The organism is Streptomyces sp. NPDC000348 (assembly GCF_042898795.1).
Taxonomy (GTDB): domain Bacteria; phylum Actinomycetota; class Actinomycetes; order Streptomycetales; family Streptomycetaceae; genus Streptomyces.
The window spans coordinates 1-14,378 of the sequence record NZ_JBIAZD010000042.1 but is presented as its reverse complement, the minus strand read 5'-3'; the positions used below and the strand labels follow the sequence as shown (position 1 = coordinate 14,378).

At 67.3% G+C, this 14,378-nt stretch carries 16 protein-coding genes and 6 pseudogenes; 13 read left to right on the top strand and 9 right to left on the bottom strand.

The window, feature by feature from the left end; all coding sequences use genetic code 11:
• The first annotated feature begins 214 nt into the window (after positions 1 to 214).
• Positions 215 to 403, top strand: coding sequence for a hypothetical protein (locus ACFY3N_RS36190; RefSeq protein ID WP_390821023.1), 189 nt, complete (start codon positions 215 to 217; stop codon positions 401 to 403).
• A 96-nt stretch (positions 404 to 499) separates the two neighbouring features.
• On the opposite strand, the gene ACFY3N_RS36185 is transcribed toward ACFY3N_RS36190, so the two are convergent.
• On the bottom strand, positions 500 to 772 hold the full coding sequence (locus ACFY3N_RS36185) for an ATP-binding protein (RefSeq protein WP_390821022.1): 273 nt from the start codon (positions 770 to 772) through the stop codon (positions 500 to 502).
• Positions 773 to 782: 10 nt separating this feature from the next.
• Here ACFY3N_RS36185 and ACFY3N_RS36180 point away from each other — a divergent pair, with 10 nt between their 5' ends.
• The 4 genes and pseudogenes from ACFY3N_RS36180 to ACFY3N_RS36165 all read left to right on the top strand — a co-directional run.
• Entirely contained in the window at positions 783 to 1,013 is a 231-nt protein-coding gene (locus ACFY3N_RS36180) for a hypothetical protein (protein ID WP_390821021.1), read from the top strand.
• Positions 1,014 to 1,325: 312 nt separating this feature from the next.
• Positions 1,326 to 2,027, top strand: coding sequence for a helix-turn-helix domain-containing protein (locus tag ACFY3N_RS36175; protein ID WP_390821020.1), 702 nt, complete (start codon positions 1,326 to 1,328; stop codon positions 2,025 to 2,027).
• A 168-nt stretch (positions 2,028 to 2,195) separates the two neighbouring features.
• On the top strand, positions 2,196 to 2,483 hold the full coding sequence (locus ACFY3N_RS36170; protein ID WP_390821019.1) for a hypothetical protein: 288 nt from the start codon (positions 2,196 to 2,198) through the stop codon (positions 2,481 to 2,483).
• A gap of 133 nt (positions 2,484 to 2,616) precedes the next feature.
• Positions 2,617 to 2,733: pseudogene (locus ACFY3N_RS36165) on the top strand (DUF2236 domain-containing protein); the annotation flags it as partial.
• On the opposite strand, the pseudogene ACFY3N_RS36160 reads toward ACFY3N_RS36165, so the two are convergent.
• A pseudogene (locus ACFY3N_RS36160) lies at positions 2,725 to 3,255 on the bottom strand (IS110 family transposase); the annotation flags it as partial. The pseudogenes ACFY3N_RS36165 and ACFY3N_RS36160 sit on opposite strands and share 9 nt — an antisense overlap.
• A gap of 515 nt (positions 3,256 to 3,770) precedes the next feature.
• Here ACFY3N_RS36160 and ACFY3N_RS36155 point away from each other — a divergent pair.
• A complete protein-coding gene (locus ACFY3N_RS36155; protein WP_390821027.1) occupies positions 3,771 to 4,817 on the top strand; it encodes an IS110 family transposase in 1,047 nt (348 codons plus the stop codon).
• Positions 4,818 to 4,968: 151 nt separating this feature from the next.
• Here ACFY3N_RS36155 and ACFY3N_RS36150 read toward each other — a convergent pair whose 3' ends face one another.
• The 4 genes and pseudogenes from ACFY3N_RS36150 to ACFY3N_RS36135 form a co-directional block, all read right to left on the bottom strand.
• On the bottom strand, positions 4,969 to 5,289 hold the full coding sequence (locus tag ACFY3N_RS36150) for a transposase (RefSeq protein ID WP_390821018.1): 321 nt from the start codon (positions 5,287 to 5,289) through the stop codon (positions 4,969 to 4,971).
• A 204-nt stretch (positions 5,290 to 5,493) separates the two neighbouring features.
• Positions 5,494 to 6,351 carry a trimeric intracellular cation channel family protein gene (locus tag ACFY3N_RS36145; protein ID WP_390821017.1) on the bottom strand — a complete coding sequence of 286 codons (858 nt, stop codon included), beginning with the start codon at positions 6,349 to 6,351 and terminating at the stop codon, positions 5,494 to 5,496.
• A 77-nt stretch (positions 6,352 to 6,428) separates the two neighbouring features.
• Entirely contained in the window at positions 6,429 to 6,740 is a 312-nt protein-coding gene (locus ACFY3N_RS36140; RefSeq protein ID WP_390821026.1) for an ATP-binding protein, read from the bottom strand.
• Between the two features lie 133 nt (positions 6,741 to 6,873).
• Positions 6,874 to 7,483 (bottom strand): annotated as a pseudogene (locus ACFY3N_RS36135) (transposase family protein).
• A 277-nt stretch (positions 7,484 to 7,760) separates the two neighbouring features.
• Here ACFY3N_RS36135 and ACFY3N_RS36130 point away from each other — a divergent pair.
• Positions 7,761 to 8,550: pseudogene (locus tag ACFY3N_RS36130) on the top strand (IS5 family transposase).
• A gap of 417 nt (positions 8,551 to 8,967) precedes the next feature.
• Here the strand turns inward: ACFY3N_RS36130 and ACFY3N_RS36125 are convergent.
• Positions 8,968 to 9,309, bottom strand: coding sequence for a beta/gamma crystallin domain-containing protein (locus ACFY3N_RS36125; RefSeq protein WP_390821016.1), 342 nt, complete (start codon positions 9,307 to 9,309; stop codon positions 8,968 to 8,970).
• Positions 9,310 to 9,581: 272 nt separating this feature from the next.
• Positions 9,582 to 10,768, bottom strand: a pseudogene (locus tag ACFY3N_RS36120) (IS256 family transposase); the annotation flags it as partial.
• Here ACFY3N_RS36120 and ACFY3N_RS36115 point away from each other — a divergent pair.
• From ACFY3N_RS36115 to ACFY3N_RS36100, 4 genes and pseudogenes are all read left to right on the top strand, one after another.
• Positions 10,767 to 11,285: an ATP-binding protein gene (locus tag ACFY3N_RS36115; RefSeq protein ID WP_390821015.1), complete on the top strand. Its 519-nt coding sequence runs from the start codon at positions 10,767 to 10,769 to the stop codon at positions 11,283 to 11,285. The pseudogene ACFY3N_RS36120 and the gene ACFY3N_RS36115 overlap by 2 nt on opposite strands.
• Positions 11,206 to 11,373, top strand: coding sequence for an ATP-binding protein (locus ACFY3N_RS36110; protein ID WP_390821025.1), 168 nt, complete (start codon positions 11,206 to 11,208; stop codon positions 11,371 to 11,373). The genes ACFY3N_RS36115 and ACFY3N_RS36110 overlap by 80 nt, the downstream gene beginning before the upstream one ends.
• A 145-nt stretch (positions 11,374 to 11,518) precedes the next feature.
• Positions 11,519 to 11,911: pseudogene (locus ACFY3N_RS36105) on the top strand (YybH family protein); the annotation flags it as partial.
• 42 nt (positions 11,912 to 11,953) lie between these two features.
• A complete protein-coding gene (locus ACFY3N_RS36100) occupies positions 11,954 to 12,361 on the top strand; it encodes a YybH family protein (RefSeq protein ID WP_390821024.1) in 408 nt (135 codons plus the stop codon).
• 72 nt (positions 12,362 to 12,433) lie between these two features.
• Here ACFY3N_RS36100 and ACFY3N_RS36095 read toward each other — a convergent pair whose 3' ends face one another.
• Positions 12,434 to 13,081 (bottom strand): DUF1963 domain-containing protein, encoded by a 648-nt coding sequence (locus tag ACFY3N_RS36095; protein ID WP_390821014.1) that lies wholly within the window; start codon positions 13,079 to 13,081, stop codon positions 12,434 to 12,436.
• A 121-nt stretch (positions 13,082 to 13,202) separates the two neighbouring features.
• On the opposite strand from ACFY3N_RS36095, the gene ACFY3N_RS36090 reads away from it, so the two are divergent.
• Entirely contained in the window at positions 13,203 to 14,012 is an 810-nt protein-coding gene (locus ACFY3N_RS36090; RefSeq protein WP_390821013.1) for a transposase family protein, read from the top strand.
• A gap of 6 nt (positions 14,013 to 14,018) precedes the next feature.
• Positions 14,019 to 14,297: a hypothetical protein gene (locus tag ACFY3N_RS36085; protein ID WP_390821012.1), complete on the top strand. Its 279-nt coding sequence runs from the start codon at positions 14,019 to 14,021 to the stop codon at positions 14,295 to 14,297.
• Positions 14,298 to 14,378: the final 81 nt, after the last annotated feature.

Here is a 14,378-nt window from a genome sequence, read left to right as displayed (position 1 = left end):
GAGACGACACTCGGGCCCTCGCCCTGCCCAACCTCAGCCCAGAACACGAAAACGGTCCACCGACTCCGTCGGCGGACCGTCACGCAAGATCGAGGTTAATGCGCAGCGTGGATCGCGCCCGGAGGAATGGCGCAGAATCCAGAGGCTGCTCCCCGAAGCGCGCGAGCTCTGGCCCACTCTCAACACCTCCGAACCGCAGGACAGAGTGATGGCTGTGATCAGCGAACTGCGCGCGCTGCTCACAACGGTGGGTATTCCTGTGGGTCACCTTCCTGCTCTGTGCCGCCCCACCGATCTTCAGGCCGCCGCGTCCACCAGACGGGATCTGGACGCACGGGTAGACCATTTCCTTGCCGAGGCCCGCTCAGCGGTGAACCCCGCAGAGCCGCACGCCGGTAGCTGAGCCCACGCATCTACCGGCCGAGCAGGAAGTCATTGTCGGCGTCGGGTGAACCGTGACCCACTTTGGTCGGTTGAGAAGTGACCCGGTGGTGTCGGTTCAGTCGTTGTCTCTGTCGGTGGGGATGCGTCCGAGTTCACGGCCGCGCATGCGGTAGGAGTCTCCCTTGAGGGAGTGGACTTCGGCGTGGTGGACGAGGCGGTCGATCATGGCAGCGGCCACGGTCTCGTCGCCGAAGACCTCTCCCCAGCGTCCGAAGGGCTTGTTGCTCGTGACGATCACCGACGCGCGTTCGTAGCGGTTCGAGATCAGCTGGAAGAACAGGTTCGCTGCCTCCGGTTCGAAGGGGATGTAGCCCACCTCGTCCACCACAAGCCGTCTGGTGTGCGCGGACTGCGGCACCCGGGTCACCGACGAACGGTGGAAGGCCATCGAGCCCGCCAGGTGGGGCGCCCCACGCGAGACCCACCCGCACCTGTGTGACGACTGCAAGCAGCGGGCTATCACCGCCGAGCGTCAAGCCGAGCAGGCCGGGCCCGAGCACCAGGAGCACGACCAGGCCGTGCCCGAGCAGAAGGCCGGCGGCACCTGGCTCTTCCGCTTTCGCGGCTGACGTTCGCACAGAGACCACGGCTGGGCAGGACCGTCCTGCCCAGCCGTGGCGGCTACTCCCAGGGCCGTGGTAGCGCGTGCCACAAGGCCCGTGCATCGCAGACGCGCCCGGCCAGCAGGTATGCGGCCACTGGACGAGGACGACGACGGGGCCCGCACGACAGGGGCAGGCGGGCAGCCCGTTTCTGTGCGACGGCTCGCCATCGCCGGGGCCGTCGGGCATCCTGCCTACCTACGCCTGCGGCCGTGCCGAAGGGGGACGCGGCCCGGGCCATGTGTTCGGGGGGAATGCATGCAACAGACACGGCATCGAATGCCGACCGCATCCTCACAGAGCCGAGGGGTCCTGGAGGGCGCTTTCGCCCTGCTGGACGCCTTACGGCGCCAAGGTGGAGAAGCGAGACTCACGCAGATCGCCGCCGCCTGCGACCTGCCCAAAGCGAGCACGCACCGACTACTGAACCAGCTCCTCCTTCTCGGCGCCGTCGAACGGCACAACGGGCGCTACCGGGTCGGCTGCCAGCTCTACCGGCTCGGCCAGGCATGGCAGCCCCATCCGGGCCTGCGGCTGGCCGCCCGCCAGCCCCTGCACACCCTGCGCGCAGCTACCGGCGCCAGCGTCGTCGTCACCGTCCTGCACGACGGTCTGGCGCTGGCCGTCGCCTCCGTGCCGGGAGAAGTGGAGTCGGTGGCGCCCGTGCGCGACGGCATGGGCTTCCCGCTGGACACCGCCGCGGGGCAAGTCCTCACCACCAGCCGTCCGCGCCGGCCGGCAGACCCACTTGCCGCGGCCGTCCTGGAGCGCGAGCAGGTCATGGACGGAGTCTGCTGCGCCGCACTCCCGTTGCACTCGCCCGACGGACGGCTCCACGCCGCGATCACCGCCATGGTGCCGCCCCAGCGACGGCTCCAGGCGGTCGCCGAGCACGCCGCGCGGGCCGGCGCCGCCATCACCGCCTACCTGACGAGGGCCGCGGCGAGCGCGGCGGACCTGCCGCCCATACTGCGCCACTGACCGGTTCCGCTCAGCGGAACGCGCGTAGAGCGGTACGGCGTCCGGCAGGCAGGGTGGATGCCAAGCCGGTGGGGGACCAGCGACCAGCCGGGCCCGCAGAGGGATCGCGGTGCCCCGCCGTGTCGCCGGCGTCCGCCGGAACGGGAACGAACAGAAACGGGGAACGACATGACAAGCCGTATGAACCGCCTCGCACGACTGATCTCCGTCGCGGCGACGGGCGCGGTCCTCCTGGTGGGAGGTGCCGCCGCGACGAGCGCCGTCGCTGCGGACCAGCCTTCCGGCCACGCCTCCGCCGCACCGGCCGCGCCGCTGGTGGGCTGGCAGAAGTACGGGAACTTTTCCTACAGCCAGTGCGTCAGCTGGGGGAACTACCTGGTGAACACCGGCAACGTGCTGGCCTGGCAGTGCCGGCCCATCGGCCTCGGCATCCACGAACTGTGGGTCCTGCGCTGACCCTGCCGCACCGCGACCAAGGGACCCTGGCTCCGGCCCTCGCGGCCCGGGCCAGGGGCTTGCGCGCGTGGCCGGTTGGCGCGAGCACGGCCCGCCGACGCGAGACACCCGGCGGCTGTGGTCACACTGCGGTATGACTGGCGACCGAACCGGTGATCCAGGGCTGTTCGGCCCCGGGTCGGTGACATGGCAGGCGCACGGAGACCCCATGATGTGGGTCGCCGGCATCCGCGCCCTCTACCTCCAGGCGAGGCCCCAGGACACGCTCGAGTGAGGGATGGATCTGAGTCAGCAGCCCGCGCAGGCGGTTCTTGGTGCGGGTGACCTCGCCGGCCAGGTCGTCGTCGAAGCCCACGATCATGTTCAGCTCGGCGACGGTCTCGTCGTCCGGTGCCAGGTTCCGCAGCGTGTGCGGCATGGTGCGGGCGGCATCGGCGATGACCGCAGCGTCCCGGGCGTCGGTCTTGGACTCACCGGGGTAGAGGTCGGCGATCCGCCGCATCGTCAGTCCCGGCAGATAGGCGACACGACAGCCGGCATCCCGCGCGACGGCCAGCGGCAGAGCCCCGATCGAGGCCGGCTGGTCCACCACGACCAGCACCGTTCCGTGCCTGGACTGGAGCTTTTCGAACAGCTCACGCAGTCGCGGTTCACTGTTGGGCAGCGGCTTGTCGAACACCTTCTTGCCCGCCGGAGTCAGGGCGGTCCCGTGATGCTCACTCTTGCCGACGTCCAGACCGAGGTAGACATCGATCCCACCCGCGTCGCTCACTCACCCTCCCCAGCAGACTCCCTTCCCGGCCTCCGCTGCGGCATCAGCGTGCCGGCATCCACGTTACGAAGGCCTGTCCATCCCAGAGAGTGCGGATGAAGCGGTCATGCCCCTGATCAGCGGTCTGCCAATGCCTCCCGGCCCGGTGACACCACTTTTTCGACCATGATCGACAAGGGGCGCAAGTCATGCCGAACCCGGAGACCGGGAGCCCCATTGCGGGGCCAGGAAAAAGGTAACTGTGATAGTCGCCCTGCGGCCCAGGTTGGGTTGCTGCCAGGCTGGCGTTGGCGTTCCGGCATGACCCGAAACGGTAACTGGCGGCTCGTCAGAGCTTGCCGTGCCCCCGAGATGTCTGCCGGACGTCGACGTCGGCCTGGCCCACCCCGTTGGCTTGATCAGCAGCTTGTCCGCCATTTCGACGTGACTCATCACAGTTCTGCCACGCGGTGACTCCATCCAGGCCGGCGTCGACCCCGGTCGTCCAGCCCTTGAAGGAGAACAACCGCGTGACCATGCTCGCAGAACAGGTCGACGGCGTCATCGGCGTCGACACTCACCGAGACACTCTTGCCGCAGCGGCCGTCAGCCCTATCGGCGCCGTCCTGGCCAGCACCGATTCACCCGCCAACGCCCGGGGTTATCAGCAGCTGCTGGACTTCGCTCGCCAGCATGTTCCCGGTCGGCGCTACTGGGCTCTGGAAGGTACGGGCTCATACGGGGCCGGACTTGCCGCCTTCCTGGACGCCGCCGGCGAAAGCGTCGTCGAGGTGTGCCGACCCAAGCGTCCTGCCGTCCGAGGCGGACGCAAGACCGACATGCTCGACGCTGTCCGGGCTGGCAGGGAGGCCCTGGCCACCGAACACCTCGTCCACCCACGACGCCGCGGTGAACGCGAGGCGCTTCGCGTGCTTCTCGCCACCCGCCAAAGCGCCGTTCTCGCCTGTACGGCTGCGATCAACCTGCTCAAGGCCCTGATCGTCTCGGCGCCCGACGAGCTCCGCGTCGAGCTCCGAGGCATCAAAAGCAAGGATCAGGTCGCTCACTGCGCGAAGCTCCGGGACCGGCCGACCCAGAACATCGAACACCGGATGACCGTTCGCGCCCTGCGAAGCGCAGCTCAGCGGATCGAAGCCCTGCGTTCCGAAGCAAGGGAACTCGAGCTGGAACTCCTCGCGCTGCAGGGCATCGGGCCTACCAGCGCCGCTCAGATCTTGATCAGCTGGTCACACTCCGGGCGCTTTCGGTCCGAGGCGGCATTCGCGGCCTTCGCAGGCGTCGCTCCAATCCCTGCTTCATCAGGGCTGACCAACCGACACAGGATCAACCGCAGCGGAGATCGGCAGCTCAACCGGGCTCTCCATACGATCACCTTGATCCGCATCCGTCTCGATCCGGCCACCCGCGCCTACGTCGCCCGACGAATCAGCGAGGGGAAGACCGCAAGGGACGCCCAGCGCTGCCTCAAGCGCGCAATCTGCCGACAGCTTTTCAAACTCCTCGAACGAGGAGATCAGCCCACACAGCAGATCGCCGCCGATGATCTCCCTCAAGCAGCTTGACTTGATATAGCAGCCTCGGGGGGACTGTAGGTGTGCTGGGAGGCGTTGTACAGCACGGTGATTCCGTGGGCCGGGGCGTCGGCGGTGGTCTGTCTTGCCCGGCGGGTCTGTTTGCCGGGCCGATGGGCGTAGAACGAGGACCGGGCCACTTTCAGCAGCCGGCGTACGTGTTGGCCTGCTGACGGTTCTGTCGACGCTGTCGGCGCAGTTCCTCCCGTTCGGCGGTTGTCAGTTCGCCCGGCGCGTCTTGGCCGCGGTCGGTCTGGTCCTGCCGGATCCAGTTCCGCAGTCCTTCGGCGCTGACCCCGAGTTCCCGGGCCACCTCGGTGTGACGGTTCTGTCGGAGGAGCGGACGAGGGTGACCGCGTTCCGCTTGAACTTCTCCGTGTACTGCCTGCTGCGGTTGTTCTTGCTTCCTACCTGGCACTGTTTCCTGTGGAACCTCACGTCCCAGTTTCCATGTGCCCGGCATCAAGGCGAGGTTTCAGCCCCGGCCGGCCCGGAGGAGCACGACAGTGCCAAGCGCCGGCCGTGACCAGCGTCATGACGGTGTCCTGTTCGCCGGCGGACAGCAGCCGTGCATTGACGGTTTTCGGCGCGCTTCGTGGCCCAGGGCGCCGGCGGAAGGTCCGCTCCGGATCCGGCCGGACTCGGAGTGGCCGTCACCGGTCCCCACTCACCTTCGGTGGCTGAGCTGGTGCAGTTTGGGCTGGTGCCGCGCCGTGCGTCCGGCGTGGCCGTGCTGCCTTGGTGACGTCTGCCCCGGCAGGTCAGGCAGACGCAGACGCAGCGTGTCCTTGTTGTGGTCGAAGGCCGGCCGGTGCAAGATCGCAGGAGGGGGCGTTCCCTGCCTGACGGGGGCCGTCGCGGCAGCGTGTGCGTGCCCGAATCCAACTCGCCACGCCGTGGACCGGGGCAACCTCCAGTGGAAGTGCATGGCCAGCAGTCGGAGGCCGAAGGCCCCGGTCGCCGCGAGCGTCGCCGTGTTCACGTCGAGAGAGCCCGTACCGTGCAGCACCGACACGGTCGCCGCGCCGATGATGGCCGGCACGGCGTACAGGTCGGCGTCCCAGCGCATGATCGGGGGCAGTTCCCTGGACACCACGCTGGCCAGGACTCCGCCGCCGACAGCGGTGCCGACACCGAGGGCCGCCGCGGGCACAACTGGCATGCCGTGCTGCAGTGCCTTGATCGTCCCGGTGACACAGAACAGGCCGAGTGCCATGGCGTCCAGGAAGTGGAAAAGGTAGGGCTCTCGCTGCAACGGTTTGCCGAAGTACGTCAGCAACGCCGCCGTCAGCGGGGCAAGGGGGTATCCGGGGTCGGTGAAGGCGATGGAGGGCACGTCCAGGACGAGATCACGCATCAGTCCGCCACCCAGTCCGGAAGCCTCCGCGACAACGACCGTTCCGAACAGGTCGAAGTCCTTGCGGACGCTGAGATGCGCGCCCGAGAGAGCGAAGGCGAAAATACCCAAGAGATCCAGCACATACTGTGTCGAGGCAGTCATCAACATCATGGAAGCAAGGCTCATTTCGGCTCGTCTGGCAATGCGGGCACCCTGCGCGCGACAGACGCCCTCTGCTGCTACGTCGGTTCGCAAGCCATGGTTCAGTCGTGCGGCCGCGGGTCGGCGACTGTCACCGGCAAGCACAGGGTGAACACCGGGCCTTCACCCCGGACGCTGTCGGCAGTGACCGTGCCGCCGTGAGCCCGGGTGGATTGGCGGACGATCGCCAGAGCCAGGCCGTTGCCGCTGGTGTGCTTGGTGCCGGAGCAGCCGGCGCGCCAGAAGCGCTCGAAGACGCGGTCAAGGCCGCCGGGGACAATGCCCGTGCCCATGTCGTCGACCTGGGTCATCACCTCATCGTCCCGGCCTGCGGCGCTCAGGGTCACGGCCCCGCCGACCGGTGTGTGCCGCAGTGGTTCGACAGCAGGTTCCCAACGGCCTGGCGCGGCCCGCTATTTCGCGGCGGAGACGGGCTACGGAAGATTTCGGTTTCCAGGTCACAGCCTCGCCCACTGAAATCCTCCGTGCGACTGTGAGCCTTCTCCATCATCGGCCTGAACTGACCAAATGCAGGATCAGGACGGCTTGGACGAGGCTCGTGATGCGGGTGGTCGAGCACCGCAGCTTGCGGAGGAGCCGCCAGGACTTGAGGGTGGCGACGGCCTGCTCGACCAGGGCTCGGATTTTTACCTGAGACCGGTTGACGGCCTTCTGGCCTGTGGAGAGGTTCTCCCAACGTCCCCAGTACGGAACCCGGGCCGTGCCCCCGGCGCCTCGGTATCCCTTGTCGGCCCAGCAGGTGATGCCGGCGTCCGTGAGAGCGGCGATGATGCCGTGTTCACGGGCGGCCCGGACATCGTGGACGGCTCCGGGCAGAGCCGGCGACGCCCACAGCAGCCGGCCGGACGGATCGGCCAGGACCTGCACGTTCATCCCGTGCTTCTTGCGCTTGCCGGAGTAGAAGGGGCGATCCGGTCGATCGGCAGCGGGGTGCCGTCCAGCAGCACGAAAGCCTTCGTCGATGCCGTCCGGGCCGCCTCCGCGAGAGTCGGGGCGAGGGTCGGGTACCGAGCTCCCGGCGGAGCTGGCGGAGCTTGGCGGACAGGAAGCGCAGGGCAGAACTGGACACGTCGACGCCCGACGGGTAGACAAGCACACGAAGCCTCTGGTGGAGACGGATTTCTTGGTCGAAAACCCATCTACCAGGGGCTTCACCTGCCTGTCAGCCCAACTGACGTGCCCAGCGGCCAGGTTGGAAAGGGCTCTGTGTCTGGCTATTTCCAGACCGCCGGGTTTGTGGTGTTCGTGCTGGTGGAGATACGGATTGATTCTGGCCGGTCAGCTGGGGTGACAGGCGAGGTGGGGAGCGGCGTGTGCCTGTCTCATCCCAGGACGCCGGGCCTTCGCGGACGCGTGCTTCCGTTGGTGTCGCTGTGCGCCCGGGCGCACTCGGTCCACGGCGGTACGCCGGAAACACGCCGGCGCGACGCCCGTATCCGAGTGATCTGTCCGATGCTCGCTGGGAGTTGATCGAGCCGGTACTCTCGGCCTGGCGGCTCGAGCGCCGCGGCAGGGCCCTGGACCTCGGCCGGCCGCCGGAGTATGACCTGCGCGACATCATGGACGCGATCTTGTACGGGAACCGCACCGGGGTCCAGCGGTGCTGCCTCCCGCACGGCTTCCCGCAGGGGAACACCGCCTACGGACTCCTTCGCCAAGTGGGTGGACGAGGGCGTGTTCACCCAGCTCAGTGGCCTGCTGCGGTAGCTGCTTCGGGAGAAGGAAGGACGAGATGCCGAGCCGTCGGCCCGTATGATCGACGCGCAGAGCGTCACGACCGCCACCAGCGTCCCCGCCGCCGGCCAGGGCATCGACGCCGGGAAGAAGATCGTGGGCAGGAAGCGGAACATCGTCACCGACCCGCTTGGACTTTTGCCTGCCGTGCTGGTCACCGCGCCAAGTGTGCAGGACTCCGCCGCCGGCGCCCGGCTCCTGGACCAGGCCGCCGCCGACCGTCCCGGTATCCGCAAGGTGCGGGTCGATGCTGGCTACCGCCAGTAGCTCGTCGAGCATGCCGTCGTTCTCGGCATCGACATGGAAATCACCGCTCGCAAGCCCGGGACCAGGGGTTTCACTCCGATCCCGAAGCGGTGGGCGGTCGGACGCGTCTCTGGCTGGCTCATGCTGCACCGCCGCCTCACCAGCGAGAACACCGTCTCCTGACACGACCCAATACCACAGACCAAACAATCAATTCCGGGATAAAACATCGGGTGAAAACGGCCTCTGGTCAATGGATCAGTGATGAGACGTGCTCGACCAGCTCATGCGGGGCGTCGAGCGTGGCTCGATACGGGGCCAAGCGAGGCTCCTCGGACGAAGCATGGGGCGTAGAGAACGCCACCGCAGCGACCAGGAGCCTCGCCTCGTCACACCATCCGGCTGACCTGCATCATCATCCCTGCAGGACAGGATGAAAACGGTTCGGTGAACCCATCGCGGTGACGTCATACAGCCGTATGGACAACTGCAGCTGCGCCCGGCTGCGCCCCCGCCTCCGCGACACGGTGGGTTCCAGAACTGAGCGCCTGTGCCCTCGCTGACGAGGACCCGCTGTCACCTCATCCGCGACGACGGGTGCTACCAGATCCTGATCTTCGTGATCTTGTGGATGGGCTCGCCGGAGATCTCCCCAAGACTCCACTTCTCAGCGGTCTCGCTGATCACCGGCGCGCCCAGCCTCGGCACGTACTCCAACGTGACCTTGTTGTTACCGGTCCAGATCCGGTCCACGCCGTAGATCGCCACGCTCTGCACGCCCGCGTTGGCGAAGCAGAGGGAGCCGCCTGCGTTGTGGAACGTCAGGTAACCCGTTTCATTGCAACTGACGCGGTTGACAGCGGACGCCGACGAAGCAGGCAGCACAACGGCCATGGCTCCGGCCGCCGCGACTACCGCGAGGCGTGTGATGAAGCGCTTCACTGGTGAGTTGTTCCTTCCATAGTGGTGTGGTGCCGCCGGGGACCACAGCGCACGGCGGCATCGCAGGGACGCACGCGCGTCCAATCAGCGCAACGTGGGAAAAGGCGCTCCCGTTCACCACTTGAGCGCCTTTCTTAGGACGCGGTCGCGATCCCCCTCCACGTCTGTTGGCCCCTCGCTCGAAGGCGCGTTCCCACGCTCCCGGCAGAGCGCCGGAACCGGTCGCGCCCCACCGGCCGGATGCCGCCTGGCCACTCCGCCCGAGGGCCCGCCATGTATACGCACTTCAGGGCGGCCTGCTCGTTCGGGAAGTGGCCGCGGGCCTTGACCGCTCGCCGGATCCGGGCGTTGACCGACTCGATCGCATGGGTGGTGCAGACGATGCGGCGGATCTCGGTGTCGAACCGCAGGAACGGAGTGAACTCTCCCCCAGACTTCGTCCGGGGGCACCCCCACCCAGGCGTTCTCCCGCAGTTTCACGATCGCCGGATACTTCCTGCCCCATGCCTCGACGAACTCGGCGAACCGCTCCAGGGCGGCCTCCTCGGTCGGAGCGGTGCAGACGGGCTTGAGGAGCCTGGCGATCTTCTCCCAGTCCTGGCGGGCGGCATAGCGGAAAAAGTTCCGCAGCAGGTGGACCACGCAGGTCTGCACGATCGTCCTCGGCCAGACCGTCTCCACCGCCTCGGGCAGACCCTTGAGCCCGTCGCAGACGAGCATGAGCACATCGCTGACACCGCGGTTCTTGACCTCGGTGAGGATGTGCAGCCAGTGCTTGGCGCCCTCACCGCCGTCGCCGGCCCACAGGCCCAGGATCTCCCGCCGGCCCTCGATGGTGACGGCCAGGGCCACATAGACCGGCCGGTCGGCGACCGCGCCGTCGCGGATCTTCACATGGATGGCGTCGATGAGGACCACCGGATGGACGGCGTCGAGGGGGCGGTTCTGCCATTCGGCCATGCCCTCCAGCACCTTGTCGGTGATGGTGGAGATGGTCTGGCGGGAGACCTCGGCGCCATAGACCTCGGCCAGGTGGGCCTGGACCTCACCGGTGGTCAGGCCTTTCGCCGCCGGCGAGATGACCATCTCGTCGACGCCGGTCAGGCGCTTCTGCCGCTTCTTGATGATCTTCGGCTCGAAGGAGCCGTCCCGGTCACGGGGCACGGCTGTCTCCACCGGCCCGACCTCGGTCAGGACGGTCTTGGAGCGTGTGCCGCCCACGGGAGTTGCCGCCGTCCTTGCCCGCCGGATCGTGCCTTTCATAGCCGAGGTGATCGGTGATCTCGCCCTCCAGGGCAGATTCCAGCAGCCGCTTGGTCAGCTGCTGCAACAGTCCGCCCTCACCGGTCAGCTGCAGGCCCTCGGCCTGAGCCCGGCTCACCAGCTCGTCGATCAGCTGGTCGTCCACGGCCTTCGCCGACACAGCCGCTGCCGACTCGACAGCCTCCTGCTCGGCCATGTTCTCACTGGTCATCGATGCATCTTCCGTGATCGGGAGTTACACCGAACGATTTCCAATCCCTCTGGAGGACTTCGACTTCACCGAGAACCCGAACGTCACCCCGGAACTGGTCGGCACCCTGCCGGACCCCGCCTGGGTCAGGGCCGGGCAGCCGATCTGCCTGATCGGTGACTCCGGCACCGGCAAGTCCCACCTGCTCATCGGGATCGGCACTGCCGTGGCCGAGGCCGGCCTCAAGGTCCGCTACACAATCACGGTCAACCTGGTCAACGAGCTCGCCGAGGCCGCCGACGAGAAGGAGTTGGGCCGCACCATCGCCCGCTACGGCCGTGTCGACCTGCTCTGCCTGGACGACTTCGGATACCTCGACCTCGACAAGGCCGGAGCGAAACTACTGTTCCAGATCTTCACGGAGCGCGAAGAACGCAGGGTCAATCGCCATTGCGTCGAACGCCCCGTTCTCCGAGTGGAAGCAGACTTTCGCCGACCCCCGGCTCCGCACCGCGATCGTTGACCGCGTCACCTTCAACGCGTACATCGTCGAGACCGGCACCGGCTCCTACCGCTTCGCCCAGAGCCAGAAGAAACAACGACGCCGCTGAGAGGGCGTTCCTCCACCACCCGGGCGCCCTTCCCCGCCCGCAGATGAGTTTTATGGCAGTCAAGAGTCTGCCAGGGCGGGCGGCTTGACGCGCCCGTACACGCGCCGCCAAGCGGCGCCGACCCGAAAGGACAGTGAGCTTGGCCATGCCCGAGGACGAAGAGCAGATCCGGACCCTGATCGAGCAGTGGGCCGCGGCGGTGCACCGGGGCGATATGAACGGTGTCCTGGCGGACCATTCCGACGACATCGTCATGTTCGATGTCCCCCCGCCCTACGCGGGCGTCCGCGGCATTGACGCCTACCGCGAGACATGGCCGCCCTTCTTCGAGTGGCAGGCACAAGGCGCCACGTTCGAGATCGAGTCGTTGGACATCACCGCCGGCAACGATGTGGCCTTCGCCCATGTCCTACTGCGTTGTGGAACCCCGAAGGATTTCGCCGAACGGCCGGAGAACAGTCTGTGACTCACTCTCGGGCTGCACAAGGAACATGGCCGGTGGGTTGTGGCACACGAGCACCACTCTTTCCCCCATACCGCCGGCGAGGAGACCACGCCCGCTGCTGCTCTCGAGCAGGAGGTGCATGCGATACACCAGCAGTGGTTCAACGACACCGCTGCGAAGGACCTGGACGGGCTGATGTCCCACATCGCCGGGGACGTCGTCTCCTACGAGCACAGTGAGCCGCTTCAATACCTCGGCCTGGAAAGCATCCGAGAAGAGTGCAGGCGCGGGCTTGAAGCAGCTTCCGGAGCCATCGACTGGGAAGTCCCGGACCTCAAGATCCTGGTCCGGGAGGACATCGCTGTCGCCTGGGGCCTCAACCGCATGCAGGCTCAGCAGCCTGACGGCGAGACCGCCGAAAGCTGGTCACGAGGCACGCGAGTGTTCCAAAGGAAAGACAGCGAGTGGATGATGATCCACCAGCACGTCTCCTTCCCCTTCGACCCGAAGACTGGCCGGGCGAAGACCGACCTTCGCCCGTAGCGAAGATGGACGCGCCCCGATCACGCAAACCGATCAAGCATTGTCAATGACGTTTTCTCAGCGGATGGCCGGTCAGCACTGCCAGAGGAACGAGCCTTCCTTGCACGGCACGCACGCGAAGACGTATCCGCAGCCGCCTCCACCGAAGTTCATCGCTGTCCGGTGGTCACGTCCCTCCTCGAGCTGGGCCATGAAGCTCATAGGCTGCGCGCATGACGGACATGCCGGCGTCTCGTCGTGCTGCAGCCACGCCGGAGCGCCGCCCAGTTGGCCGAGGACGTCCCGCAAGGGACGGCCGTAAGTCTGCGACCAGTTACTGCGTGCCTCGTGGTAGGCAACCGCGTCGATCGCCGTGCAGTCGATGCCACAGGTCTCCGACAGCAGGGTCTCACCTTCCGTTGGCACCGGGGCGGGCGTGAGTCCGGCGCGAGGGAACAGCAGCGCCCGGTTGCCGCCCGCGACCGGATCCCACTCGTCGCACAGCCCCGGGTTGTTCTGGCACATGAAGACCGACAGGACGCACTCGGCCGCCGCAGCTGCCTCGGCCCCCTGGGCGCCGGGGGCGTTCACCAGCAGTTGCGCGATGAACTGCATCGGCCCCGAGCACGCCGCGCACTGCGGCCAGGTGAACCCGGCCGGCACCAGCGGCACGCCGCCGGTGCGTGTCACCAGCGCGTGGTCATCGACCGGACCGGTATACGTCATCAAGGTGGTGGTCACGGTCGGGAAGCCTAGATCAGCCATACGACAGCTCCCTGCGGCCCGACCGTGGGAGCACGACGCTGGGCTGGTAAGACGGGGCCCTTCACGCACGATCGTTCGCCGACCCAGAGGCTTCACCGTGGTCCCCTACGCCGCCATGCTCGACGTCCCGCGCCGTACCGTCGAGTTCCTCGCCCGCTTGCTGGCCGCGCACCGCCGCCGGATCGGCACTCCGAGGAGGTCCCGTGCCTTGGGCCCGTTCCGGCAGGCGGTGTTGGTGCTGCGCTGGTTCCGCGAGCGCGGCTGCGTGCACTGTCTGGCCCACGATGCTGGGATCTCGCAGGCCACCGGTTACCGCTACCTGCACGAGGGCATCGACGTCCTCGCCGACCAGGCCCCCGACCTGCACGAAGTCCTGGAGCGCTGCCGCAAGGACGGCATGACCCATGTGATCCTCGACGGCACGCTGATCGAATCGGACCGGGTCGCCGGCGTGCGCGAGAACGGCAACGACTGGTGGTTCAGTCAGAAGCACAAGGCCTTCGGCGGGAACGTGCAGTTCCTGGCCGCCCCCGACGGCACGCCGCTGTGGGTTTCCGAGGTCGAGCCCGGCAGCGTCCCCGACATCACCGCCGCCCGCCTCCACGTCCTCCCGGCTCTGTACAAGGCGGCCGCCGACGGCCTGCCCACCCTCGCGGACAAAGGCTATATAGGCGCTGGCATCGGCATTCTCGTCCCCGCCCGTCGCCCGAAGGGCCGCTCCGAGCAGGCACTCCACATCGACACCCGCACCACCAACGCCCTGCTCAGAAGCGTCCGAGCCCTCGGCGAACGCGCTGCCGCCGAACTCAAGCAGCGCTGGCGCGCCCTGCAGCATGTCACCCTCAGCCCCAGCCGGATCGGCGCCATCGCCCGCGCCGCCCTCGTCCTCAACGGAACCTGGAAATGATCATCGTTGAGAAAACGTCACTGGCTCAGCGAGAACCTTGAGCGCCGTATCGGCATCGAGGGGTACGCCTGGACGAGCGGCTCGTCGATGGCTCACGGCGAGCATGCTGCCGACACGGCGATGTGGGTTGAACTGTCCCAGGACATCGGCACAGCTCCGGCATGGTTGATCCAGTTGTGGTCGAACGGTGCTTGGGCGGGACCGCGTCTCTTCCTTGCAACGCACGCCGCCTACACAGGGAAGGGCAGCCTGCGCCGCGAGTATCAGCGGTTTGAGCTGTACTGAGATTTGTGGAGTCCCTGATGCCAGGGTTACGGTCCTGGCGAAGGAGAACCACCAGCACCATGGCAGCACCCCGTAAATATC